The following is a 24,985-nucleotide window of genomic DNA, read 5'->3' as shown; positions in this document are numbered from 1 at the left end:
CGGCGGCCGAACTTGTTGCTGTCCACCAGCAGGAACTTGCGCTCCGAGGCCAGCAGCATCTGTTGCTTCAACCGCGCATGGTGCTCGTTGCTCTCGCGGATGCCGCCGTCCTGGCAAATGCCGTGGCAGGAGAAGAACAGCTTGTTGATCACGAACTCTTTCAGCATCTGCTCCGCCAGCACGCCGATAAAATCCTCGTACTTGGCGGAATACTCGCCCCCCAGGCCGATGGTGCGCACGTTGGCCTTGCAGGCCAGCGTCTGGATGATGTGCAGCGAGTTGGTCAGCACCACCAGCGAGATATCCGGCAGCTGGCGCGCCAAAAACCAGCTGGTGGAGCTGCTGTCCAGCAGCAGGCAATCCCCCGGCGCGATAAACTCCAGCGCGCGTTTGGCGATGCGCGTCTTCTGCTCCGGCGCCTCGTTGCTGCGCTGGCGGAAAGATTCCCCCTGGTCTATCTCGGCGGGCACATAGGTTTTCTCCGCCGCCGGCGGCTCGACGAACACCGCGCCGCCGTGGCTGCGCAGCAGCAGGCCGCGCCGTTCAAGCAGGGCCAGATCACGCCGCGCCGTCTCGATAGAGATCTGGCACAGCTGCGCCACCTCCTGCACCATCACGCGGCCGCGCTGGCTCAAGACTTCGGTAATAAAGCGATGACGTTCTACAGGCAGCATGTTTCTTTTCTCCTCCACGACGATGATTACGATATCGATTTGCCGCGCCGCGTTTTGCGCGCAGACGCAAAGCGCATCGCCCCGCGATCGGGCAACGATCGCGCTGTGATAGTTGTCAAAAAAATCGGGAAGGAAATGAAATGAATAATTACGAAAGTGTGGAGTAACAGACAGTTATGATGCGCGACCATCTGAGGCAGACTGGCGAGAAACGGTAAACGGTCACAATTCCACGTTCCGCAGCATGACCGTTAATGACCGTTTGTGTGGTTTTGACCGAACGCCGGGCCCAAAGTAGCCCGGCGTTCTATTTACAGCGGCTTATGCGCCGTTTCCCGCGCCGCCCATACCGCCCAAAGCGTGATAAGCAGAGCCAACGCGACATAGGCGGAAATCGCCAGCGTGCTGTCGTAAGATTTAAACAAAGAAGTGATGATCAGCGGGGCAAAGCCGCCACCGATAATCCCCGCCAAGGTATAGGCTAACGAAGATCCGGCATAACGCACCCGTGTCGGGAACTGTTCCGTGATGAATGCCGCCTGTGGCCCATACATCGCCGCATGGATCAACAGCCCAATCACCACAGCCATGCAGATCAACACCGGTTGACTGCTGTCGAGCAGGACGAAGAACGCAAACGCCCACACTATCGCCGCCAATGCACCGCCGATATACACCGGACGACGGCCGAAGCGATCCGACAACGCGCCGAACAGCGGTACTGCGACGGCGTTGCCTATCGCCCCCAGCATGGTGGCGCCCAGCGCCAGAGGGCGCGGCAGATTCAGCACGGTGGTGACGTAGGTCAACGTGAACACGACCACCAGCGCATAGAGCACGTCAGAGCCGATTCGCGATCCGCCGGCGATCAGCAGTGGACGCATGTGCTGCGTGAAGACTTCGCGGATCGGCGACTGCGTAACATCTTTCGACGCCTCCAGTTGTAAAAATGCCGGCGTCTCACCCACACCCCGGCGCAGCCACAAACCGAAGATGACCAGCACCAGACTCAGCAGGAACGGGATCCGCCAGCCCCATTGCTGGAAATCGTCCGCCGACATCGCCAACGTCACCAGCGTAATGAGGCCTGTGCCGATCAACGAACCGCAGGACGGCCCTACCTGAGCAAAGGACGCGTTGCGCCCGCGCTGATGCGGCTTGCCGTGTTCCATCGACAACAGTACCGCACCCGCCCATTCTCCGCCCAGCGCAATGCCCTGAATAAAGCGCAGCGTCACCAGCAGCAGCGGGCTCCAAATCCCCCAGCTGGCGTAGCCGGGCAGCAATCCCATCAGCGCCGTGGTCACGCCCATGATCACCAGCGTGGTGACCAGTACAAAGCGCCGTCCCAACACATCGCCAAGGTGGCCGAATACGATGCCACCGATCGGCCGGGAAACATAACCCACCGCATAAGTGGAGAAAGCCAGGATCGTGCCCACCAGCGGATCGAACGATGGGAAGAATACATGGTTGAAAATCAACGCGGCCATGATGTTGTAGACGGTGAAATCGTACCATTCCAGCGCCGTGCCGATCGAGCTGGCCGCCGCCAGTTTGCCGGTATTGGGCGGTGCGGCGGCGCTTTCTGCGGCCGGTGCGGCAGCCTGTGCCGTTTCAGTGGTGTATGCATTCATGATGTCAGCTCCTGTGCGGTCAGTTGCCAGCCAAGGGCATAATGCCAGGCATCGGCGGCGGGCATGTTCAGCGCTTCAGCGGCCTGCTCGCTTAAACGCAGGCCGGCTTCGGCGTCGCTGCTTTCGATCAATAGCATCGGCAACATTCGGCGGTTTTCTCGCGATTCTTTCGGCAGCGGGGAACTGAGTTCGGCATCCGGCGTCAACAGGCTGCTGCGCACGAATCCGGGCTGTTCAGCCAGCTGCGCGCCCAATTGCAAGACGCGGGCATGCAGCGCTTCCGATGCCGCCGACGGCAGCACAAAGATACAGAGATGACTGCCGCACCCTTGGCCAGTGACCGCCTCCACCGCACACACTCTGCGCATTGGATCACGCATTTTCTCCAGGCTCGCCACCGACCATGGCGTTTGGTGTTGAAACGCGGCGCGATAGGCTTCGGAGGTAAAACTGGCCAACGATTCGGTTTTATACAACCCCAAATATTGACGCCCCCCCTGCAATGCCCGATAGCGGGTGCCGGATAAAAAGCCGGGCACCCGCACTCGCTCCTCCACATGTTCGCGGTCATACCAGCGATTGAAATCCGCATCATCCTGCGTGGCGACATCCGTCGCGACAAACAGCATTCCGTTCTGGGAATCGTTCATGGATATTCTCCTGGTCATTTCAAAAGGCAGGCCTGCGCCCACCGGAAAATCACGCGTCGGCGAGGCAGCGTTCGATCGCCAGCGCCCACCCCAACAACACCTCATCACGCATCGGCAACCCAGCCAGCATCAGTCCGACCGGCGCCTCTCCTGGCTGTTGGCAAGGCAAGGACAACGCGCAACCGTCGAGGAAATTGATGATCGCGGGATTGCGCAGCATCAGTCCGTTGCAACGGAAGTAGGCATCATCCGCCGCCAGCTCGCCGATAGTTGGCGCAATCATCGGCACGGTCGGCATCAGCAAAGCGTCAAAACTCTGCAGCTCCGCCGTAACTCGCCGCTGCCAGCCGGCGCGTTGTCGCTGCAACAGCTGCAGCTCGGCGTCGCCCAAGGATGCGCCGCGGCGAATGCGCGACAGCACCCTTGGGTCATAACCATCGGCCCGTTCAGCGATCAACGCTTGATGCCAGCGCCAGGACTCCAGCGCGGTGAAACCGCCGTCGGCATTGATCGCCGCCAGCTCGGCGAACGCCGTGGCGGGGATAAATTCAATACGTGCGCCTGCCTGACTCAGGCATTGCAGGCTGCGCTGGAACGCCCCGGCGACTTCCGGCTGCAGTTCATCCAGCCCCACCGCTTGCGGCACGGCAAAATGCGCCTGCGCCAACGTTTTTTGCGGCACCCGCAGCGGACAGTCGGCAATCAGTGCATCCAGCGCAATACAGCTGGCGACGTCATGAGCGATCACGCCGATCGAATCCAGCGAAGGCGACAGCGGCAGTAAGCCGGCGTCATTGATGCGCCGTGCAGTGGGTTTATAACCGGTCAACCCGCACAGCGCGGCGGGAATGCGTACCGACCCGCCGGTATCGCTGCCAATCGCGCCCAGGCACATGCCGTCGGCCACCGCCACCGCCGCACCGGAAGAGGAGCCGCCGGGAATGCGCGCCGCCTGGCGCTCCCAAGGATTGGCCGGCGTCCCGTAATGCGGATTGATGCCCAGACCGGAATAGGCGAACTCCGTCATCGTCGTTTTGCCAACCACCACCGCGCCGGCTTGCAACAGCCGTTCCACTACCGCAGCGTGTTTTTCAGCGGCTGACGCGTCCGCTAATACGCGCGAACCGGCCGTAGTCACCTCACCGGCCACGTCAAACAGATCCTTGACCGAGATCGGCACGCCATCCAGCGCCGACAGAGGCGAGCCGGCGGCGCGTCGCCGATCGGAGGCCTGCGCTTGCCGTTGCGCCCACTCGGTGTAGGTTCGCGTAAATGCGCGCCCCCCCTCTCCCCGCTCATCGACGATCTGCGCCAAAGCGGCGGCGGTGAGTTGCACTGCGGTGAGCTCACCGCTAGCCAGCCCGGCGGTGGCCTGCATCAAAGTCAGCTTTTTCATTACGCCACCACCGGCAGTTCGATGCTGCGGTAGCGATGACTGATGGTTCGCCCGAGCACGTCGTCCACCAGTTCCATGCGAAACTCGCCAGCCGGCCGAATGCCGCCGATCGCCGCCACCGTGCCGCAAGTCATCGCCAACCCGTCGGGCGTTTGCGGCTGCGCCAGCCCGCACTCCGGCGGCTGCATACCGGTGAAGTAACGTTCCAGCAAATCACCGGGCGTACGCAACGCGGCAAGGCAGCCCTGTTGATACAATCGCCATTCGCCCTCTTCTCTGATCCACGAACGCAAGATCAAACTGTCCCAATGTTCCAACACCTCCTGCAGCGGCCAGGCGACTCGCGCCACCGGTTTAACGCAAATCTGTTTCGACAGCGCCACGCTGTGCGCTTCGAGTTGACGATCGGTGTGATCGGACGCCAATGACACGAACAGTTCGCCGCGGTGGGCAAAAATCAGCGGTTCCACTTCGCCGGACGTCGCGTTGCCAATGACTTCAATGGTCTCTTGCTGGCTCAACTGATTGGCGGCAACGCGGTAAAACAGGGGGATTGCACTGGGCTGGGGCACGCCCAGCTCGGCCAATTCACGAATATGGTGCAAGATCGCCTCGCGATCGCGTCCGGTCCAACCGGCGATCACCAGATGATCAATCTCAACATTCAACGTCGCCGCGCCGCAGGATTCAGGTAAAGTGAAGGTCAGTCTCATGGCAGTTTCGCCCCTTTTGTTAAAACACTGTGAAATTTCACTATATCTTTAGTTACCAAATAAGCGATTTCCATGCCATGTTTTTGTGTACTATGTCTAAAAACTTTCTTCTTGCAGGAGCAAAACGTGAAGACTGTTGACGCAGAAAGCCCGCAGCGCCCGATGACGGAAGAAGCCGGCGTGTCACTGAACGAGCTGGCCTACCGGCGTTTCAAACAGGCGCTGGTCACACTCAGCTACAAGCCGGGCGAATATCTCAATACCGCGCAGGTGATGAACGACCTGGATATGGGCAGAACGCCGATCAATCAGGCAATCCACCGCTTGGCCAACGAGGGGTTATTGCAGGTCATCCCGCGCAAAGGCGTGATGGTTTCACCGTTGTCGATGGACGATGCGTTGGAATTGATCGAAGTAAGGCTGGCTAACGAGATGCTGTGTATGCGGCTGGCAAGCCAGAAGATTACCGAGAGGCAGATAGCGACGCTGACCGAACTCAATCGGCAAATCGAAGCCGCGAGCCAGGAGCGAGATAGGGTGCGCATGATGACACTCGACCATGAATTTCACCAGGAACTGGCGCAGATCGCCGGCAATAACATGCTGGCGGATATCCTGAGTGTACTGCACGCCAGGGCGCAGCGTTTTTGGGCCAGCACCCTGTCGCGGGAAGGACATATGCGCGAAGTGATCGACGAACACCGGGCAATTATCGCCGCGCTGGCCGCACAAGACAGCGCCGCCGCCGCCGAGGCCGCGCAGGCGCATATCCTGTCATTCCGCACTGCGCTGCTGCACGACGGGTAACCCCGCGGCGCAGGATATTACCGGGAAGAGTTATGATGACCCTGTTCTGCCGATGAGCAGGAGATAAACGGTAAACGGTCATATTTCACGCTCCGCGGAATGACCGTTTTTATAGTTTTGATCGAGCTCCATCGAGAGGTGGCCGACGTTGGCAGGTGTTGCCTTAAAAAACAGCAAAAAAAATCCGGTGAGAATCTCACCGGATCGTTAGCCGCCTGACACACATTATTCCTCGTGCTCATGCTCTTTCAACATCGCCTCACGCAACACGGCGTTCAGGCGTTTCTGATAGCCTTTGCCTGGTCGCTGAAGCCAGGCCAACACATCCGCATCGATTCGGATGGTCTTCGATACTTTCATCGGCTTATAAAAACGCCCCTGAACCGCAGTCTGCCACGTTTCTTCCCCCAGCGCCGGCGCATCGGCATAATCGATGTCCTCGTCCGGCAACGCATTCAGTGAAGCAATTTGCGCTTTCTGCTCCTCCGTCAACGGCGGGAGTACGCTATGGGCCAGATTTTTGGCGGAATTTTTGCGCTTCATATCTTCCCCTCTCTTTGGCATCGGCCTTGCGTGCTGAAATGAAATGGTTGGGATCCAGAAAAACCCGTTGCGCTATCTCAAAACTGACATGGTGTTTGCGCTGGTTACTGTGATTTTTATCCTGATTCCATTCAAAATAAAAATACATTTTTGTAACTACATTTTGATTGTTATTTAATCAAAATACATCGCCTCCGAAGGGATGTCAAAATTCTCCGGACGCGTTCAACGCCCGCCTGCGGCCTCGATAAAGGTGCCGGTCACGTAAGATGCGGCGTCGGACAGCAGCCAGGCGATCGCCTCCGCCACTTCTTGCGGCTGGCCGCCGCGCTGCATCGGCAAACTGCCCTTCACGCGATCCACCCGGCCGGGTTCGCCGCCGCTGGCATGTATCTCGGTATAGATAAGTCCAGGCCGCACGCCGTTGACGCGGATGCCCTGCGCCGCCACCTCCAGCGATAGCCCGATGGTCAACGAATCGACGGCGCCTTTCGAGGCGGCATAATCCACGTACTCCCCCGGCGCGCCTAAACGAGAAGCGGCGGAAGACACATTGACGATAGCGCCGCCCTGCCCGCCATGACGCTGCGCCATGCGTTTCACCGCCTCGCGGCAACACAGGAAGTAACCGGTGACGTTGGTACCGAGCACCTGATTGATGCGCTCGGCGGTCAACTGTTCAATGTTCGCCTGCCGGAACAGAATGCCGGCGTTGTTGACCAGCGCGCTGAGCGTGCCCAGCCCGGCATCCAGCGCCCTGAACATCGCCATCACCTGCGCTTCATCGGCCACATCGGCCTGCAGCGCCAGCGCCTTACCGCCCTGCGCCTCGATCTCCGCCACCACCTGGCGCGCCGCATTTTCGTCACGCAGGTAATTCACACCCACCGCATAGCCCTGCCGGGCCAGCAGCAAGGCGGTCGCGCGGCCAATCCCCCGGCTTGCGCCGGTCACCAATGCCACTTTCGTCATACTGTTTTTTCTCTGGTTAGCGATATCAACACAGCGGCCTGCGCGCAGGCGCCCCGTATGCCCGTCAGAGTATAGAGCGGCTCCCTAAAAACCGCTTCAAAGCTGAGCCAGGCGGCGCAGCTGCTTTTTAATGCGCGACTTGGCGCAGCCGTAAGCATCCGTCGCCGCCGCCTGATGCACCCGCTGCAAAGCGGAAGCATGATGGCCGCCGTGGCTATGGCTCTGCGCATCGCCGCGAAAAGACAACAGCAACAGAACGAGCAGCATCGCAACGCTTGAATACATCAGCCGCCGCGAGGCGCCCGCGTTCGGGAAACCTTCAGTCTGCATGTTTCGCTCCCCCAGCCATAATTTCGAATGGCAGCAAAATAACTGAAATTCTTCCGCGCTCCCTTAACGCGAGATTAAAGCCAGATTAAGGTTTGCTTAAGAACACGCAGGCCGAGCAGGTTTCCCCGTTGTCTTCCCGTCAGCGTTATAGTTAGATAAGCGCGACTCAAGGATCTCAGCGGAAATAACGTGAACATACTGTTGGTGGAAGACGACCTGCAATTAGGCAAGGCGCTGTGCCGCGCATTGGAGCTGGCCGGCTTTAATTTGTGCTGGGTGCGCCTGATCGCCGACGCGGAAAATAAACTTTCATCCGGCGGATTCGATCTGATGCTGCTGGATCTCACGCTGCCGGACGGCGACGGTTTGCAGAAGCTGATCGCCTGGCGCGCCGCCGGGCAAAATATCCCGATCATCATCCTGACCGCCCGCGACCGCATTGAAAGCCTGGTGAACAGCCTGGACTCCGGCGCGGACGACTTTCTGGCCAAACCCTTTGCGCTGCCCGAACTCATCTCGCGCGTCAAAGCGGTTAACCGGCGCATGGCGGGCTTCGCGTCACAAACCTGGAGCCTCGGCGCGCTGTATCTCGATCCGGTCAACCATCAGGTCATGCTGGATAACGAATTGCTGATGCTGTCGAAAAAAGAGTATCACCTGCTGCACGAACTGATGCGTTGCGCCGGCACCGTGGTGCGCAAAGCGGTGTTGGAACAGCGGCTGTTCGGCCACGGCGATAGCGTGGAAAGCAACTCGCTGGAAGTGCACATGCATAATTTACGGCGCAAGATCGGTAAAGAAAGAGTGATTACCGTACGCGGCATTGGCTATTTGCTGAAGAAAGAGTAGCGGAATGATCGGTTTCAAATCCTTCTTTATGCGCACCATTATTTTCCAGGTGCTGGCCATTTTATTATTGTGGGGGCTCCTCGTCGCCTGGGTGAAATATTGGTATTACCCCGACATGGAGAAATATTTCGATAACCAGCAACGCATCGTCGCTGCAGGCATCGCCAATATTCTCGACGAAACAGGCACTGACAATATCGATTACCGCGGCATCATCAAGACCATTGAAGGCATGTACATTGATTCCATCAATAACGGCATGCAGGATGAAATCGACTATCACCCGCTGTTTGTGGTTTACGATCGAGACAACCGGGTGCTTTACAGTTCGCAAACGCAGGGAGAGCCGCTGCGCCTGCCGCCTTCGGTGCTGTCCGGTTCCGTCAATTACGCCGGCGCTAACTGGCATCTCGCCGGCAGCTGGAGCGAAAAGCGCCAGTACCGGGTGATCGTCGGCGAATCGTTCAACGATCGCACCACGCTGTTCGGCAATCCGGCGGAGAGCACCGCCGTACCGCTGCTGGGCATTCTGGCGGCCATCATCGTCACCTTGCTGTTTACCGCCTATTTCAGCCTGCGGCCGCTGCGCCAGATCGCCCGCACCATCTCCGATCGCCAGCCTGGCAACCTGTCGCCGATCAACGTCAGCGAGCAGTATCAGGAAATCCGGCCGGTGGTGATGGAGGTCAACAAACTGATGGCGCGCATCGACGCCGCCAATCAGCGCGAGAAACGGTTTATGGCCGACGCCGCGCACGAACTGCGCACGCCGATCGCCGCCGTGCTGGCGCAGCTGCATTTGCTGACCCAGGTCACCGAGCAGCAGGAGCGCCGGGAGATCATCGGCGACATGCAACAAGGGCTGGATCGCGCGGCGTCGCTGTCACGCCAGCTGATCAACCTGGCCAAGCTGGAGGCGGAAGATTTTCCGCTGAAGATTGAGGCGGTGGACATCTACGCCGAAATTGGCAAATGCATCGCGCAGCACGTTCCCTATGCATTGGAAAAGGATGTGGAACTGTCGCTCGACGGCAGCGAGGATGTGGTGGTGAGCACCGATCGCCGTGCGCTGATCGCCATCTTCACCAATCTGCTGGACAATGCGCTCAAGTACGCGCCCCCCGGCAGCCGTATCGAAGCCAATATCCGCTCGCTGGCGCCGCTCGGCTGCTATATTACGTTGCGCGACAACGGCCCAGGAGTAAGCGAAGAACACCGTTCCCGCCTGTTTGAGCGCTTTTACCGCGTGCCCGGCACGCAGCAAACCGGCAGCGGGCTCGGATTGGCCATCGCCCGCAACCTGGCCGACAAAATCGGCGCGCAGCTGCGCGTCACCGAAGGCCTCGACGATCGCGGCATCGGCTTCATCATCGATTTGCCGGAAAGTTACCGGCCACAGACTGAGAGTGAACCACGACCATGATTGCCCCTGTTCTGCTGCAACGGCAGCAACTCGACCGGCTATGGGATATCGACCGCAGCGAAATTATCGACACTCTGTATCGCCTGCAGGACGGCAAGTTGCACCCCTACCCGGACTACTACGATGTACGCGGCTGGGATCCGCACGATCGGGAAACCTATACGCCGATCCACGAAGCGTGCTTCGATCGCGGCGGGGCGTTCTTCGCGCTGTTCGAAGGCGAGGAGATCGCGGCGGCGGCGGCGCTGGACACCGAACCGCGCGGCCCACAGCGGGATCTGCGCCAGCTGCTGTTCTTTTACGTCAGCGCGCACAAACGCGGCCAGGGGTTAGGCAGGCAGCTGTTCCAGCTCTGCCTGCGTCAGGCGGCGCAAGACGGCGCCGCCGGGCTGTATGTCTCCTCCATCCCCAATAAAAGCACCGTAGACTTCTATCTGGCGCAAGGGTGCCGACTCATCGAACAGCCGGATACGGAATTGTTCGCCCGTGAGCCGGAGGATATTCATCTGGTCTGCCCTTGCCGCTAACGGCCGGGGCTTAACGGGCGATGCGTATCACCGAACGCACGTCACTTTTCTTGTTCAGATCCCACACCTCGGCGATCTCCGCCAACGCGTGTTCCTGCGTCTCGATAGTGAGCGCTCCGGTCGCCGCCAGCGTCAGAATCTCGGTCGCGTAGCGCTGCATTTCCGGGATCGGCGGGAAGTTGCCGGTGCCGCTGCCGAGGATCTGCAGCTGATTGCTGCGCAACACCGCCGCCGGCAGCCGGATGTCCGGCGCGGCCATCGAACCGACGTTGACCAAGCGAATGCCGCGTCCGCCGGCGTAAGACGAGAGATCGTGATTATTGAGGGTCGCAAGCAGCGCTTCGGTCGCCGGCCCCCAGATGTAATCGACGATCACCTGATAACCGCCCGGCCCCGCCGCCGCCGCGAAGGCCTGCGTCAGCGCCTCGCCCTGCAGGCTCAGATCCACCGTGGCATCCACGCCCAACGCTTCCAGCACGCTCAGCCGACGGCCGGCGGCAACGATACGCCCTGCCCCTGCCTGACGCGCCGCGGCAACCGCCAGCTTGCCTGAGGTGCCGGTGGCGCCGATGATCAGCACCGTTTCACCGGGCTGCAGATCCGCCCGCCAACGCAGCGGCAGCCAAGCGGCGAAGGCCGGATTGATCAGCGCTGCCGCCGTGGCGTCGTCCACCGCCTCCGGCACCGGCACCGTCCATGACGCGACGCTGCGCTCAGCCATCGCACCGTAAGGACGGCGGAAGGAGGCAAAGTACACCCGTTTTCCGTCCGCCGTACGGCCCACGCCGTCGGTGCCGGGCACTATCGGCAATTGCTTCGGGCTGGAATAGTGGGTGCCGGCGACGGTGGCGCGATCCAGCTGTTTGATGCCGGCCGCCAGAACGTCGATCGGCACTTCATTCGCCTGCGCCTGGGGCTCCTCAAAGGTGCCGAAAACCGGGGCTTGCCCCAGCGCTGTTACGATTGCCGCTTGCATGGTGNCTCCTCAAATCGTGGGAACGTACAGGAAAGAATAGGCCGCTATAAAATAAAAAGGGACACCGCATGATGCGGTGTCCCCCAAACACAAACTTTGCCGAACGTGTTATTCGTAATCGCTCATCGGCACGCAAGAGCAGAACAGGTTACGGTCGCCGTACACGTCGTCCAGACGCTTAACGCTCGGCCAGTACTTGTTCTCGCGTACGCCGGCCACCGGGAACACCGCCAGCTCGCGGCTGTACGGGTGCTGCCAGTCGTTGACCAGCTCCGCCTGCACGTGCGGCGCATTCACCAGCGGGTTGTCTTCCAGCGGCCATTCGCCTTTGGCGACGCGGTCGATCTCGCTGCGGATCGCCAGCATCGCATCGATAAAGCGATCCAGCTCCACTTTGCTTTCCGACTCGGTCGGCTCGACCATCAGCGTGCCCGCCACCGGGAACGACATGGTCGGCGCGTGGAAGCCGAAGTCAATCAGGCGCTTGGCGATGTCCATTTCGCTGATGCCGGTCTCTTCCTTCAGCGGACGAATGTCGAGGATGCATTCGTGCGCCACGCGGTGATCGCGGCCGGTATACAGAATCGGATACGCGTCTTTCAGACGGGTGGCGATGTAGTTGGCGTTCAGGATCGCCATCTGGCTGGCCTGCTTCAGGCCTTCCGCGCCCATCATGCGGATGTACATCCAGCTGATCGGCAGGATGGAGGCGCTGCCGAACGGCGCCGCGGAGACCGCGCCCTGCTGGGTGGTTACGCCGTCGATCTGCACGACGCTGTGGCCCGGTACGAACGGCGCCAGGTGCGCTTTCACGCCGATAGGGCCCATGCCCGGGCCGCCGCCGCCGTGCGGGATGCAGAAGGTTTTATGCAGGTTGAGGTGCGAAACATCCGCGCCGATGTAGCCCGGCGTGGTGATGCCCACCTGGGCGTTCATGTTGGCGCCGTCCAGATACACCTGACCGCCGAACTGATGCACGATCTGGCACACTTCACGAATGGTTTCTTCATACACGCCGTGGGTCGACGGGTAGGTCACCATGATGCAAGAGAGTTCTTCGCCTGCCTGCTCCGCCTTGACGCGCAGATCGTGCAGATCGATGTTGCCGTTCTTGTCGCAGGCGACCACGACCACGCTCATGCCCGCCATCTGGGCGGAGGCCGGGTTGGTGCCGTGCGCCGAGCTCGGGATCAGGCAGACGTGACGGCCCGCTTCGTTGCGGCTTTCGTGGTAGCGGCGGATCGCCAGCAGGCCGGCGTATTCGCCCTGCGCGCCGGAGTTCGGCTGCATGCACACCGCGTCATAGCCGGTCAGCTGCACCAGCCACTGAGACAGTTGGCCGATCATCTGTTGGTAACCGGCAGCCTGCTCCGGCGGGCAGAACGGGTGCAGTTCGGAGAATTCAGGCCAGGTGATCGGGATCATTTCCGCCGCGGCGTTCAATTTCATGGTGCAGGAACCCAGCGGGATCATCGCCTGGTTCAGCGCCAGATCCTTACGCTCCAAGCGATGCATGTAACGCATCATCTCGGTTTCGCTGTGATAGCGGTTGAATACCGGGTGGGTCAGGATCGGATCCTGTCGCAGCATGGCGGCCGGGATCGATTGACTGTTTTTGCTCACCGCCGCGTCCAACGCGTCGATGTCCAGACCGTGATTGTCGCCGGCCAGCAGTGCGAACAGCGTTTGCACGTCTTCACGCGAGGTGGCTTCATCCAGCGTGATGCCCACGGCGCCGTGGATGTCGGTACGCAGGTTGATGCCGAAGCTCAGCGCGCGCTCCAGCACGGCGGCCTTGTCTTTCACTTCAACGGTCAGGGTGTCGAACCAGGTGTTGTGGCGCAGCGTCAGGCCGGCCTTCTGCAGCCCGGCGGCCAGAATGTCGGTCAGGCGATGGATGCGCCCGGCGATGCGCTGCAGCCCTTGCGGGCCGTGATACACCGCATACAGGCTGGCGATGTTGGCCAGCAGCACCTGCGAAGTACAAATATTCGAGTTGGCCTTCTCGCGGCGGATATGCTGCTCGCGGGTCTGCATCGCCATGCGCAGCGCGGTGTTGCCGGCGGCATCGCGGGAAACGCCGATGATGCGGCCCGGCATCGAACGCTTGAACTCGTCGCGGCAGGCGAAGAAGGCGGCATGCGGGCCGCCGTAGCCCATCGGCACGCCGAAGCGCTGCGCGGAGCCGAACACCACGTCGGCGCCCTGCTTGCCCGGCGCGGTCAGCAGCACCAGGGCCATGATGTCGGCGGCCACGCTGGTGATGATTTTGCGCGATTTCAGTTCGGCCAGCAGCGCGCTGTAGTCGTGCAGTTCACCGGTGGTGCCCACCTGCTGCAGCAACACGCCGAACACGCCGTCCAGCTCCAGCACTTTTTCCGCTTTATCGACGATGACGTCGAAGCCGAAGGTTTCGGCGCGGGTGCGCACCACGTCCAGCGTCTGCGGATGCACGTCGTCAGCCACGAAGAAGCGGTTGGCGTCTTTCAGCTTGCTGGCGCGTTTGGCCAACGCCATCGCCTCGGCGGCGGCGGTGGCTTCATCCAGCAGCGATGCGGAGGCCAGATCCAGGCCGGTCAGATCGAGGGTCACGGTCTGGAAGTTCAGCAGCGCTTCCAGACGGCCCTGCGACACTTCCGGCTGATAAGGGGTGTAAGCGGTGTACCAGCCCGGGTTTTCCAGCATGTTGCGCAGGATCACCGGCGGCGTCAGCACGGCGCTGTAGCCCATGCCGATATAGGATTTGTAGCGCTGATTCTGCGAGGCGATCGCCTTCAGCTCAGCCAGCGCCTGGTGTTCGGTCGCCGCGTCGCCAACCGGCGGCGGCCCCGGCAGCTGAATGTCCGCCGGCACGATCTGTTGGATCAGCGCGCTGAGCGAGCGAGCGCCCACCGCTGCCAGCAACTCCTGGCGTTGTTCCGCAGAAGAGCCGATGTGGCGTTCGATGAACGCTTCGCTGTGTTCGAGTTGGCTGAGTGTCTGAGTCATTGCTACAAATTCCTGAATGCTTGCGTGATACGGGATATAGCTTGAACGGTAACTAAAACGCCCCGGCCGAAAGGCCTGGGGCGTGGCACGATTACTCGTCGATCGAGGCCTGATAAGCCGCGGCGTCCAGCAGGTTCGCCAGCTCGCCTTCGTCGGAGGCTTTAATCTGGAACAGGAAGCCGTCACCGTAAGGTTCGCTGTTCACCAGCTCCGGGGAGCTTTCCAGCTCGCCGTTCACCGCCACGATTTCACCGCTGATTGGCGCGTAAATGTCCGACGCAGCCTTGACGGATTCCGCCACGGCGCAATCTTCACCGGCGGCGACTGTGCGGCCCACTTCCGGCAGATCGACAAATACCATATCGCCCAGCAGTTCCTGCGCGTGTTCGGTGATGCCTACGGTGTAAACGCCGTTACCTTCTGAACGAACCCACTCGTGGGAGGATGCGTATTTCAATTCTGTTGGCACATTGCTCATCGCCGGTTACTCCTTCGAAGAAATAAAAAATCAATCAATAAAAATTAATTTGCCAGCGGCTTGCCGGCGCGAACGAAACCGGGCTTGGTCACTTTGACCGGCATCTCGCGGTTGCGGATCTGCACGATAGCCTGCTCGCCGATGCCCGCCGGCACGCGCGCCAGCGCGATGCTGAAGCCCAGCGTCGGGGAGAACGAGCCGCTGGTGATCACGCCTTCGCGGGTTTGCCCCGCCGCGTCGGTGAAACGCACCGGCAGCTCATTACGTAATACGCCTTTTTCCGTCATGATCAAGCCGACCAGTTGCTCGGTGCCCTGCTCGCGCTGTTGCTCCAGCGCTTCGCGGCCGATGAAACGGCGATCTTCCGGCTGCCAGGCGATGGTCCAGCCCATGTTGGCGGCCAGCGGCGAAACGCCTTCATCCATCTCTTGCCCGTAGAGGTTCATGCCCGCTTCCAGACGCAGCGTGTCGCGCGCGCCCAGACCGGCCGGCTTGACGCCCGCGGCCAGCAATTTTTGCCAGAAATCCGCCGCCTGCTCTTGCGGCAGCGCGATCTCATAGCCGGCCTCGCCGGTGTAACCGGTGGTGGCGATGAACAGCTCGCCGGCCTGCACGCCGAAGAACGGCTTCATGCCTTCGACCGCGCTTTTTTGCTCCGGGGTGAACAGGGTGCCGGCGCGCTCTTTGGCCTGCGGGCCCTGCACCGCGATCAGCGCCAGATCGTCGCGCACCGTCAGCGCGACGCCATACGGCGCGGCGTGCTCTTCGATCCAGGCCAGGTCTTTGTCGCGGGTGGCGGAGTTCACCACCAGGCGGAAATAGTCTTCAGTGAGGAAATAAACGATCAGGTCGTCGATCACGCCGCCGGAGGCGTTCAGCATGCCGGTGTACAGCGCTTTGCCGGGTTGGGTCAGTTTGGCGACGTCGTTCGCCAGCAGGTAGCGCAGGAACTCGCGGGTGCGGGCGCCGTGCAGATCCACAATGGTCATGTGAGACACGTCGAACATGCCGGCATCCTGACGCACCGCGTGGTGCTCATCGAGCTGCGAGCCGTAGTGCAGCGGCATCATCCAGCCGTGAAAGTCTACCATGCGCGCACCGCACGCCACGTGCTGGTCGTACAGTGGGGTTTGCTTTGCCATCTTTTCCCTCTTTCCACTCGTCGCTAGAAGTTAGGGTGCTGCCACGCAACGCGGCGGAGACTGGCTCGCGGCCCGATCGCCATGGCGCACTGACTGCTCAACACAAATGCTGCGCCGGGACGGGCGGAAACTGCGTGCAACCGCCGTGACGCAAACGATACCTTTCCCTCGAACTTATCACCGAACGACCACATTAACCATAAGTTAAAATAGGCTCATCGCCGTTCCCGGGCGGTAAAACGCCGGGCTAGTGTGCAGAGTTTTTCACTGGAAAAATGCGCCTTAAGGCACAAAATTAACAATTAAAGCGGCAAAACACCGAACTTATATAACAAACCTATGGCCGCACATGGGATCCTGACTTTTGATAACCGAACATGGAATTAGAAAAAGTAATGATAAAAAGCGGCTGAAATTAGATTATTTCAAATGAGGGGTTATATAAGGAAACGCGATGGCATAAGGCGAGAAGCGCGAGCCCGCTGCGGGCTCGCAGAAGGCAGGTGTCAGGCAAGCCACTCGGGCAGATCGTTCAGGCCCATCGCCTGACGCACCAGCTTCGGTTTGACGCCCGGCAGGCTGTCCGCCAGCCGCAGCCCCACATCGCGCAGCAGCTTTTTGGCCGGGTGGTTGCCGTCGAACAGTTCGCGGAAACCCTGCATGCTGGCCAGCATCACCGCCGCGCCGTGTTTGCGGCGGCGCTCATAGCGGCGCAGATAGAGGTGCTGGCCAATATCCTTGCCCTGCCGTTGCAGGCGACGCAGTTCGGAAATCAGCTCGGCGGCGTCCATAAAGCCCAGGTTCACGCCCTGGCCGGCCAGCGGATGCACGGTATGCGCCGCATCGCCCACCAGCGCCAGGCGGTGCGCCGCGAAGCTGCGCGCATAGCGGCCGGTCAGCGGGAACGCCAGCCGTTCGCTTTCCAGGCTGCAGGCGCCCAGACGCATATCGAAGGCCATCGCCAGTTCGCGGTTGAATTGTTCCGGCTCCAACTGCTTGAGACGCTCGGCCTCTTCCGGCGCGACCGACCAGACGATGGAGCTCAAATGCGGATCGCTGAACGGCAGGAACGCCAGAATGCCGTCGCCGTGGAAAATTTGCCGCGCCGTGGCCTGATGCGGCTCTTCGGTGCGGATGGTGGCCACCAGCGCGTGGTGGCGATAGTCCCAGAAGGTAAGCGGGATATCGGCATGCTGGCGCAGCCACGACTGGGCGCCGTCGGCGCCAATCACCAACCGCGCGGTCAGCATACGGCCGTCCTCCAGCGTGATGAAGGCGTCATTCTCGCCCCACGCCACCTGCTTGAGCGCGGCCGGGGTAATCAGCGTGATGTCCGACAGGCTTTCGGCGCGTTTCCACAGCGCCTGCTGGATCACCGAATTTTCGATGATGTGGCCGAGATGGCTGAAGCCGCACTCATCGCCGCGGAAGGCGATTTTGCCGAAGCTGTCGCGATCCCACACTTCCATCGCGTTGTAGGCGCTGGCGCGCTGCTGGAGGATGTCGTCCCACACGCCGATGTGCTGCAGCAAACGCTCGCTGGCGGCATTGATGGCGGAGACGCGCAGCGCAGGCTGCTCCGACGGCGGCGCCATCTCCGGCTGGCGCTGCTCCAGCACCGCCACGCGCAGCCCGCTGCCCTGCAAGCCGCAGGCCAACGCCAGCCCCACCATACCGCCACCGGCGATAATCACGTCAAATGATTGCATGCTGCTCGATTTCCTTAAATAACGCGCGACGCCTTGCCGCGCCGCGTTTTTGGGCGCGCCACAGGGCGCACGATTCTGTGTCTAACGTTCCACCCAGCCCAGCGTACGCTTGGCGAAGGCGTCGCGCACCGCCGGCAAACGCGCCATCGCCATCAGCCCCAGATTGCGGCCGACCACCAGCGGGCTATAACGATTGGCGAACAGGTGGATCAACCCATCGGTCACGCCGATCGTCGCCTGCTGATCGTTTTGCCGCCGCTGCTGATAACGGCTCAGCAATGCGTAACCGCCGGCGTCTTCGCCGCTGTCTGCCGCTTCCGCCAACGTTTCCGCCAGCGACATCACGTCGCGCAGACCCAGGTTGAACCCCTGCCCGGCGATCGGATGCAGCGTCTGCGCCGCGTTGCCCACCAGCGCCAGCCGGTGGCTGACATGGCGATCGGCGGTCAGCAGGCCAAGTGGATAACTGTGCCGCTTACCGGCCTTGAGGATGCGCCCCAGCCGCCAGCCGAAAGCCTGTTGCAGCTCGGCGATAAAACGCGCGTCGTCCCAGGCATCCACCCGGGCGCGATCTTCGCGCGCATGGCACCACACCAGCGAACTGCGCCCCTGCGACATCGGCAACAGCGCCAGCGGCCCATAACGGGTAAAGCGCTCGAAAGCTCGCCCCTGCGGATCTTCCGCCGTGGTGACATTGGCGATGGTGGCGAACTGCGGATAGTCCTCCTGCCGCCACTGCACGTTGCAGGCCTGCGCCAGCGCCGAACGCGAACCGTCGGCCGCCACCAGCAGCTGCCCGCGCAGACGCTGGCCGTTGTCCAGCAGCACTTCCGCCAGCTCCGCGGTGCGGATCACGTCCACCACCCGCGCGGGGCAGTGCAGCGTGACGCCCGGCGCCTTCGTCAGCAGCGCAAACAGCCGCTGCCCGGCGTCGTGCAGTTCGATCACCTGGCCGAGCGCATCGACCTGATAATCCTGCGCCTGCAGATTAACGAAACCGGCGTGACCGCGATCGCTGACGTGCACCTGAGTGATCGGCGTGGCGCAGTCGCGCAGCGCCGGCCAAACGCCGATGCGCGCCAGCTGTTGGCAGGTGCCCTGCGCCAAAGCGATGGCGCGGGCGTCAAAACCAGGATGGCTGCGGTCGTCCGGCCGGGTCGCCTCGACCAGATCCACCGCCATTCTTCCCTGAGTAAGCGACGAGATAGCCAGCGCCAGCGTCGCGCCCGCCATACCGCCGCCAACGATAATTACGCTCATGCTATGACCTTGCCGCCGCCATCAACGCTTCGATGGCATCGGCATCTTTCACTACGGTGGCGGTCAGGTTTTCATTGCCGTCGGCGGTGATCACGATGTCGTCCTCGATGCGGATGCCAATGCCGCGGTATTCCTCCGGCACGTCCGCATCCGGCGCGATGTACAGCCCCGGTTCCACGGTCAGCACCATGCCCGGCTCCAGCAGCCGATCGCGGCTCGGCGTGCCGTAGTGGCCGACGTCATGCACATCGAGCCCCAACCAGTGGCTCAACCCGTGCATAAAGAACTGACGGTGGGCCTGCTCGGCGATCAATTGATCGACTTCACCTTTCAATACGCCCAGCTCCACCAGCCCGACCACCATGATGCGCACCACTTCGTCATTGACTTCGCGGATGCTGGTGCCGGGCTTGAACAGTTCCAAAGCGCGCTGCAGCGACGCCAGCACAATGTCGTACACCGCGCGCTGCGGCCGGCTGAACTTGCCGTTGACCGGGAAGGTGCGGGTGATGTCGCCGGCGTACCCCTGGTACTCGCAACCGGCGTCGATCAACACCAGATCGCCGTCGCGCATCTGGCTCTCGTTCTCGGTGTAGTGCAGGATGCAGCCGTTTTCGCCGCTGCCGACGATGGTGTTGTAAGACGGATAACGGGCGCCGAGGCGGGTGAATTCATGATGAATTTCCGCTTCCAGCTGGTATTCGAACATGCCCGGGCGGCATTTTTCCATCGCGCGGGTATGCGCCAACGCGCTGATCTCACCGGCGCGGCGCATCACCGCCAGCTCTTCCGGCGATTTGAACAGGCGCATGTCGTGCAGCCACGGCCGCCAGTCGGTAACGGTGGCCGGCGCCTGCAGATTCTGGCGGAACCCCTTGCGCAGCTTGTCCAGCGCGCCGAACAGGATCTGATCGGCATAGGCGTATTCGCCCTGCGCGTGGTAGACCGCATCCAGGCCGTTGAGCAGCAGGTGCAGTTGGTCATTGATTTCATCGAACGGCAGCGCGCGATCCACGCCCAGCTTCGCCGGCGCGGCGTCTTGCCCCAGGCGGCGGCCAAACCAGATTTCCGCCGTCAAATCGCGCACCCGGTTGAACAACACGCTGTGGTTGTGCGTTTCATCGCTTTTAATCAGCACCAGCACCGCTTCGGGCTCATTGAAGCCGGTCAGGTACCAAAAGTCGCTGTTCTGCCGGTAGGGATAGTCTGAATCTGCACTGCGCGTCGTTTCCGGCGCAGAGAAAATAACCGCCGCGCTGGCCGGCGCCATTTTCGCCAACAGCGCCTGGCGGCGGTTGTTGAATTCCTGCTGAGTCATTGCCTTCTCCTGAAATCATGCCATCCGCACCGCCGGCGGAGGGGCGATAAAACGTTTAGTGCAACGTCGGTTTGATGTTTTCCGGCGCCGTCGGCTTGTGACGGGCGAATTCGCCGTGGCACATGATGGCGGCGACCCGCACATACTCCGCCACTTCTTCCAGCGACTGTTCCAATTCTTCCTGATCTTCGTCTTCGTCGTAGCCCAGTTGCGCGATGTTGCGCAGGTCGTCGATCGCTTCACCGACTTCGTCTTTCACCTGGGCCAGCTTCGGCTGCATCATGCCCAGCCCGAGCAGGAAGTGGTTGACCCAACCGGCCAGCGCGTCGGCGCGATCGAACACGCTGACGATCTCTCCTTCGGGCAGCATCAGTTGGAACAGGAACTCGTCATCTTCCAGCGTGTCGCGCGTCGCTTCATACAGCTGTTGCAGCGGTTGGCTGAGCGCCTGCGGGAAGGCGACGCCTTCGTTGGTCAGATCGTGCACCAGCGCCTGCCAGCCGGCGTCACGGCTGCCGCCGCACAGCAGGCCGCTGATCAGGCCGTGCATTTCTGCCGCGGTCAACGCCACCGACTGCTGGTTGAGGGCCACGGTTAAAGATTGGTAACTTGGAAATGTATTCTGTATAGACATGCGCATTCGTCATCGTTGGCAGGATAAGTTCGTGTTATGCTACCACCAAGGTCCGTCGCTATACCAGATAAGCGCGACACCTCAGTGGCTAGTTATAATCGCGATGTGGCAGGTTTCACACTGCGCCGGCGGGGGGCGAAAGTGCGGTAAATACGCATTTTGAAACCCTTTTTTGACTGGCAATGTGCGCCACAGTAGATTACAACCAGGTACTGAAAAAGGGGTTGTATCTTGGTACCGAGGTATATATAGTGGCGCCCGCTTTGACGGCCCGGCCAGGGCGGACAAGGCTGGCGCGAAATTTAGGCAGGAAGGTGGCATGTCTGCACAACCGGTAGATATTCAAATTTTTGGCCGCTCGTTAAGAGTCAATTGCCCGCCAGAACAACAAGATGCGTTGAATATGGCGGCGGACGATCTTAACCAGCGGTTGCAAGATCTTAAAGTTCGCACTAGAGTCTCCAATACTGAGCAACTGGTTTTCATCGCGGCATTGAACGTCTGTCACGAACTTGCTCAAGAACGGTTGAAAACCCGTGACTATGCGTCCAATATGGAACAACGCATACGGATGCTGCAGCAGACCATTGAACAAGCGCTGCTTGAACAAGGTCGCATCTCTGAACGTCAGGATGCACAATTCGAATAACTTAAGTTGTTGAAATCAAAGTTTCGGCAACGAGTACAAAATTTCTCTGAGATGTTCGCCAGCGGGCCAGTCCCCTGAGCCGATATTTAGTACAAACAGAATGTGTTGCTCCGCGATCGGTGAGCACGCTCGGTGCGCCGAGAAGCCTTAAGATTGCGACGGCACGTTCACCTTGAACCATGGGTTCAAGGGTTACAGCCTGCGACGGCATCTCGGAGATTCCCCTTCTCAGCGGTTTATGTGTGCTGAACGCCACACTGAGCAAGCCTGATACGATGTCTTTTCAACCCCAATTCGCGCAGCAGCGCCAAGCCATTCGTCAACTCATTCGCCAACGTCGGCGCGAGCTTACGCCGGGCCAGCAACGCTTTGCCGCAGACAAGNAGCCGAACGCCTCGTCGCGCATGAACGCATTCAGGCGGCGCACAGCATCGCGGTATTTTTGTCGTTTGACGGCGAACTCGATACCGAGCCGCTGATCGAGCGGCTGTGGACGCTCGGCAAACGGGTTTACCTGCCGGTGCTGCATCCGTTCAGCCCAGGCCACCTGCTGTTCCTGCGCTATGCGCCGGAAACGCCGCTGGTGCGCAACCACTTCAATATTCTCGAACCGCGCCTCGATGTGCGCCAGGTGTTGCCGCTGGGTGAACTGGAGGTGGTGCTGACGCCGCTGGTGGCGTTCGATCATACCGGGCAGCGTCTGGGCATGGGCGGCGGCTTTTACGATCGCACCCTGCAAAACTGGCGCAGCGGCGGCCCCTATCCCATCGGCCTGGCCCATGATTGCCAGCAGGTGGAGCACCTGCCGACCGAACATTGGGATATCCCGCTGCCGGAAATCCTCACCCCGCTCTGCAGCTGGGCGTGGCATGAGCCCAAATAGCAAAAGGCCGGATCGCTCCGGCCTTTTTCGTTGCGGCATGCCGCCGAATCAGAACAGCAGGCGGGCGCGGATGGTGCCGTCGATGGCCTTCATACGCTGCAGCGCGGCGTCGGCGCGCGCGGTTTCCGCTTCGATGTCGATCACCACATAGCCGATTTCCGGCCCGGTTTGCAGATACTGTGCGGCGATGTTAACCCCCTCTTCGGCGAAGATCTGGTTAATCTGCGTCAGCACGCCCGGACGGTTTTCGTGGATGTGCAACAGGCGGCTGGCGTTCGGGCCATGCGCCGGCAGCGACACTTCCGGGAAGTTGACGGCGGACAGAGTCGAACCGTTGTCGGAGTATTTCGCCAGCTTGCCGGCCACTTCGTCGCCGATGTTCTCCTGCGCTTCCTGAGTGGAACCGCCGATGTGCGGCGTCAACAGCACGTTGTCGAACTCACACAGCGGCGAGTTGAAGGGATCGCTGTTGGTCGCAGGCTCTTCCGGGAAGACGTCGATCGCCGCGCCCGCCAGGTGATTGCTGGCCAGTGCGTCGCACAGCGCGGGAATATCCACCACGGTGCCGCGCGAGGCGTTGATCAGAATGGCGCCCGGTTTCATCAGCGCCAGCTCTTCCGCCCCCATCATATTTTTGGTCGATGGCGTTTCCGGCACATGCAGCGTCACCACGTCGCTCATATTGAGCAAATCGGACAGATGGCGCACCTGCTGCGCATTGCCCAGCGGCAGCTTATTCTCGATGTCGTAGAAGAACACCTTCATGCCCAGCCCTTCGGCCAGAATGCCCAATTGGGTGCCGATATGGCCGTAGCCGATGATGCCCAGCTTTTTGCCGCGCGCCTCATAGGAGCCCACGGCCAGTTTGTGCCACACGCCGCGGTGCGCCTTGGCGTTGGCGGCCGGAATGCCGCGCAGCATCAACAGCAGCTCGCCCAGCACCATTTCGGCCACGGATCGGGTATTGGAGAAGGGGGCGTTGAAGACCGGAATACCGCGTTTGGTCGCCGCTTTCAGCTCAACCTGGTTGGTGCCGATGCAGAAGCAGCCCACCGCCACCAGTTTTTCTGCGGCGGCGAACACCTCTTCGGTCAGATGCGTGCGCGATCGGATGCCGACGAAGTGTGCATCGCGGATGGATGCCTTCAGCGATTCGGTGTCTAACGCACCCTTGTGGTATTCGATGTTGGTATAACCGGCGGCACGTAAATTATCGACCGTGCTCTGATGAACCCCTTCCACCAACAGGAATTTAATCCTGTCTTTCTCCAATGATACTTTTGCCATTTACCCGACCCTATGTTCAGACTTCAGAAGCGGCTGTGACGACACAGCTCCCATCCAACATAACAAAAATAACGCGGGCGGCAATACAAACGATTGCCTGCCCGGCAGGACAAGGCGCAGCGTTGATGGCGGTTTACGGCAGAAAATGCCATAGGGAAAGTTTTCGGCAGAAGCTTTGGGGAGTCAGTTTTCACAATGTGACATAAGTCACCAAATTTGCCGTTTTTCAGAAAAGATATTTTAACCGAAGAATTATGCGGCCCGGCACTGCCGGGCCACAGACGGCAGAAGTTTATTTGACCACTTTCACGCCTTCCGGGGTGCCGACCAGCGCCACGTCCGCGCCGCGGTTGGCGAACAGCCCCACGGTCACCACGCCGGCGATGCCGTTGATCTTGTTCTCCAGCGCCACGGCGTCGGTGATGCTCAGGTTATGCACATCGAGGATCACGTTGCCGTTGTCGGTCACCACGTTCTGGCGATACTCCGGCAGACCGCCGAGTTTCACCAGCTCGCGCGCCACGTAAGAGCGAGCCATCGGGATCACTTCCACCGGCAGCGGAAACTTGCCCAGCACGTCCACCTGCTTGCTGGCGTCGACGATGCAGATAAATTTCTTGGCGATGGCGGCAATGATCTTCTCGCGCGTCAGCGCCGCGCCGCCGCCCTTGATCATCTGCATATGGCCGTTGATTTCGTCCGCGCCGTCCACGTAGATATCGAGCGAGTCCACTTCGTTGCTGTCGAACACGTGGATGCCGAGGCTTTTCAGCTTGGCGGTGGAGGCATCGGAGCTGGACACCGCGCCTTCGATCTGGTGCTTGATGGAGCCCAGCGCGTCAATAAAGTGGGCGGCGGTAGAGCCAGTGCCGACCCCGACGATGGTGCCCGGCGTCACGTATTCCAGCGCCGCCCAGCCCACCGCTTTTTTCAGTTCATCCTGCGTCATAATATGTCCCTTGCCTCTGTACGAAAACGTGTGCGTATTATAGGGTAAAACGCTGTTTTTCACGCCGGCAGGATCACACTTATTTACCGCAGCCCGCATTTTTACCCGCTTGGCGGCTAGCTGGGGGCGTGATTTTTCCACCTGCGCCATGCGTAAAATGTGGCATAGTGCCGGTATCATTCTAATTTAAG

23 protein-coding genes, 1 other RNA gene and 1 pseudogene are annotated in these 24,985 nt (G+C 60.7%); 7 read left to right on the top strand and 18 right to left on the bottom strand.

The features are described from left to right. The 5 genes from ADK28_RS25875 to ADK28_RS25855 all read right to left on the bottom strand — a co-directional run. Positions 1–674: DeoR/GlpR family DNA-binding transcription regulator (locus ADK28_RS25875; protein WP_048797033.1), on the bottom strand; the 674-nt coding region annotated here is incomplete at its 3' end. 311 nt (positions 675–985) lie between these two features. Then, a complete protein-coding gene (locus tag ADK28_RS25870) occupies positions 986–2,311 on the bottom strand; it encodes an MFS transporter (protein WP_048797032.1) in 1,326 nt (441 codons plus the stop codon). Then, complete coding sequence (locus ADK28_RS25865) at positions 2,308–2,961, bottom strand: DUF4286 family protein (protein WP_016929991.1); 654 nt, start codon at positions 2,959–2,961, stop codon at positions 2,308–2,310. The genes ADK28_RS25870 and ADK28_RS25865 overlap by 4 nt, the downstream gene beginning before the upstream one ends. A 49-nt stretch (positions 2,962–3,010) precedes the next feature. Further along, entirely contained in the window at positions 3,011–4,357 is a 1,347-nt protein-coding gene (locus ADK28_RS25860; protein WP_048797031.1) for an amidase, read from the bottom strand. Then, positions 4,357–5,070, bottom strand: coding sequence for a DUF2848 domain-containing protein (locus ADK28_RS25855; RefSeq protein WP_048797030.1), 714 nt, complete (start codon positions 5,068–5,070; stop codon positions 4,357–4,359). The genes ADK28_RS25860 and ADK28_RS25855 overlap by 1 nt, the downstream gene beginning before the upstream one ends. 162 nt (positions 5,071–5,232) lie before the next feature. Between ADK28_RS25855 and ADK28_RS25850 the strand changes: the two genes are divergently transcribed. Further along, positions 5,233–5,877 (top strand): GntR family transcriptional regulator, encoded by a 645-nt coding sequence (locus tag ADK28_RS25850; RefSeq protein ID WP_169540627.1) that lies wholly within the window; start codon positions 5,233–5,235, stop codon positions 5,875–5,877. Positions 5,878–6,102: 225 nt separating this feature from the next. Here ADK28_RS25850 and ADK28_RS25845 read toward each other — a convergent pair whose 3' ends face one another. From ADK28_RS25845 to ADK28_RS25835, 3 genes are all read right to left on the bottom strand, one after another. Further along, positions 6,103–6,420, bottom strand: coding sequence for a BrnA antitoxin family protein (locus tag ADK28_RS25845; RefSeq protein ID WP_033639455.1), 318 nt, complete (start codon positions 6,418–6,420; stop codon positions 6,103–6,105). 225 nt (positions 6,421–6,645) lie between these two features. Continuing rightward, entirely contained in the window at positions 6,646–7,392 is a 747-nt protein-coding gene (locus ADK28_RS25840) for an SDR family oxidoreductase (RefSeq protein ID WP_048797029.1), read from the bottom strand. Between the two features lie 96 nt (positions 7,393–7,488). Next, positions 7,489–7,722 carry a hypothetical protein gene (locus tag ADK28_RS25835; RefSeq protein ID WP_016929998.1) on the bottom strand — a complete coding sequence of 78 codons (234 nt, stop codon included), beginning with the start codon at positions 7,720–7,722 and terminating at the stop codon, positions 7,489–7,491. Between the two features lie 189 nt (positions 7,723–7,911). On the opposite strand from ADK28_RS25835, the gene ADK28_RS25830 reads away from it, so the two are divergent. The 3 genes from ADK28_RS25830 to ADK28_RS25820 are packed head-to-tail and all read left to right on the top strand — an operon-like array spanning position 7,912 to position 10,521. Beyond that, positions 7,912–8,571, top strand: coding sequence for a response regulator (locus ADK28_RS25830; RefSeq protein WP_016929999.1), 660 nt, complete (start codon positions 7,912–7,914; stop codon positions 8,569–8,571). A gap of 4 nt (positions 8,572–8,575) precedes the next feature. Next, entirely contained in the window at positions 8,576–9,994 is a 1,419-nt protein-coding gene (locus tag ADK28_RS25825; protein WP_033639452.1) for an ATP-binding protein, read from the top strand. Further along, a complete protein-coding gene (locus ADK28_RS25820) occupies positions 9,994–10,521 on the top strand; it encodes a GNAT family N-acetyltransferase (RefSeq protein ID WP_028127694.1) in 528 nt (175 codons plus the stop codon). Before ADK28_RS25825 ends, ADK28_RS25820 begins: the two co-directional genes overlap by 1 nt. A 10-nt stretch (positions 10,522–10,531) precedes the next feature. On the opposite strand, the gene ADK28_RS25815 is transcribed toward ADK28_RS25820, so the two are convergent. The 8 genes from ADK28_RS25815 to ADK28_RS25780 all read right to left on the bottom strand — a co-directional run bounded on the left by ADK28_RS25815 (position 10,532) and on the right by ADK28_RS25780 (position 21,026). After that, positions 10,532–11,497 (bottom strand): quinone oxidoreductase family protein, encoded by a 966-nt coding sequence (locus ADK28_RS25815; RefSeq protein ID WP_048797028.1) that lies wholly within the window; start codon positions 11,495–11,497, stop codon positions 10,532–10,534. Between the two features lie 108 nt (positions 11,498–11,605). After that, on the bottom strand, positions 11,606–14,485 hold the full coding sequence (gcvP, locus tag ADK28_RS25810) for an aminomethyl-transferring glycine dehydrogenase (protein ID WP_004931634.1): 2,880 nt from the start codon (positions 14,483–14,485) through the stop codon (positions 11,606–11,608). 91 nt (positions 14,486–14,576) lie between these two features. Continuing rightward, the gene (gene gcvH / locus ADK28_RS25805) at positions 14,577–14,963 is read right to left on the bottom strand and encodes a glycine cleavage system protein GcvH (RefSeq protein ID WP_016930003.1); all 387 of its coding nucleotides are present in this window, start codon (positions 14,961–14,963) and stop codon (positions 14,577–14,579) included. 44 nt (positions 14,964–15,007) lie between these two features. Further along, positions 15,008–16,105, bottom strand: a complete 1,098-nt coding sequence (gene gcvT / locus ADK28_RS25800) for a glycine cleavage system aminomethyltransferase GcvT (protein ID WP_048797027.1) — start codon at positions 16,103–16,105, stop codon at positions 15,008–15,010. A 506-nt stretch (positions 16,106–16,611) separates the two neighbouring features. Then, positions 16,612–17,814, bottom strand: coding sequence for an FAD-dependent 2-octaprenylphenol hydroxylase (gene ubiI / locus ADK28_RS25795; protein WP_033639448.1), 1,203 nt, complete (start codon positions 17,812–17,814; stop codon positions 16,612–16,614). An 81-nt stretch (positions 17,815–17,895) separates the two neighbouring features. Next, positions 17,896–19,074 carry a 2-octaprenyl-6-methoxyphenyl hydroxylase gene (gene ubiH / locus ADK28_RS25790; protein WP_048797026.1) on the bottom strand — a complete coding sequence of 393 codons (1,179 nt, stop codon included), beginning with the start codon at positions 19,072–19,074 and terminating at the stop codon, positions 17,896–17,898. Position 19,075: 1 nt separating this feature from the next. Further along, positions 19,076–20,392: a Xaa-Pro aminopeptidase gene (gene pepP / locus ADK28_RS25785; RefSeq protein ID WP_016930007.1), complete on the bottom strand. Its 1,317-nt coding sequence runs from the start codon at positions 20,390–20,392 to the stop codon at positions 19,076–19,078. A 55-nt stretch (positions 20,393–20,447) separates the two neighbouring features. Further along, positions 20,448–21,026, bottom strand: coding sequence for a YecA family protein (locus tag ADK28_RS25780; protein ID WP_028127696.1), 579 nt, complete (start codon positions 21,024–21,026; stop codon positions 20,448–20,450). 319 nt (positions 21,027–21,345) lie between these two features. Between ADK28_RS25780 and zapA the strand changes: the two genes are divergently transcribed. From zapA to ADK28_RS25770, 3 genes and pseudogenes are all read left to right on the top strand, one after another. Continuing rightward, positions 21,346–21,675 carry a cell division protein ZapA gene (gene zapA, locus ADK28_RS25775; RefSeq protein WP_004931621.1) on the top strand — a complete coding sequence of 110 codons (330 nt, stop codon included), beginning with the start codon at positions 21,346–21,348 and terminating at the stop codon, positions 21,673–21,675. Between the two features lie 40 nt (positions 21,676–21,715). Further along, positions 21,716–21,898, top strand: a non-coding RNA gene (gene ssrS, locus ADK28_RS29510) — 6S RNA. A 52-nt stretch (positions 21,899–21,950) separates the two neighbouring features. After that, positions 21,951–22,558 (top strand): annotated as a pseudogene (locus tag ADK28_RS25770) (5-formyltetrahydrofolate cyclo-ligase). 48 nt (positions 22,559–22,606) lie between these two features. Here ADK28_RS25770 and serA read toward each other — a convergent pair. Beyond that, a complete protein-coding gene (gene serA / locus ADK28_RS25765; RefSeq protein ID WP_028127697.1) occupies positions 22,607–23,845 on the bottom strand; it encodes a phosphoglycerate dehydrogenase in 1,239 nt (412 codons plus the stop codon). 292 nt (positions 23,846–24,137) lie between these two features. Further along, positions 24,138–24,794, bottom strand: a complete 657-nt coding sequence (gene rpiA / locus ADK28_RS25760; protein ID WP_004931614.1) for a ribose-5-phosphate isomerase RpiA — start codon at positions 24,792–24,794, stop codon at positions 24,138–24,140. Positions 24,795–24,985: the final 191 nt, after the last annotated feature.

The organism is Serratia sp. 506_PEND (assembly GCF_001076875.1).
GTDB lineage: Bacteria > Pseudomonadota > Gammaproteobacteria > Enterobacterales > Enterobacteriaceae > Serratia > Serratia marcescens.
The sequence above is the reverse complement of the archived record's forward strand: the minus strand, read 5'-3'. Positions and strand labels throughout refer to the sequence as shown.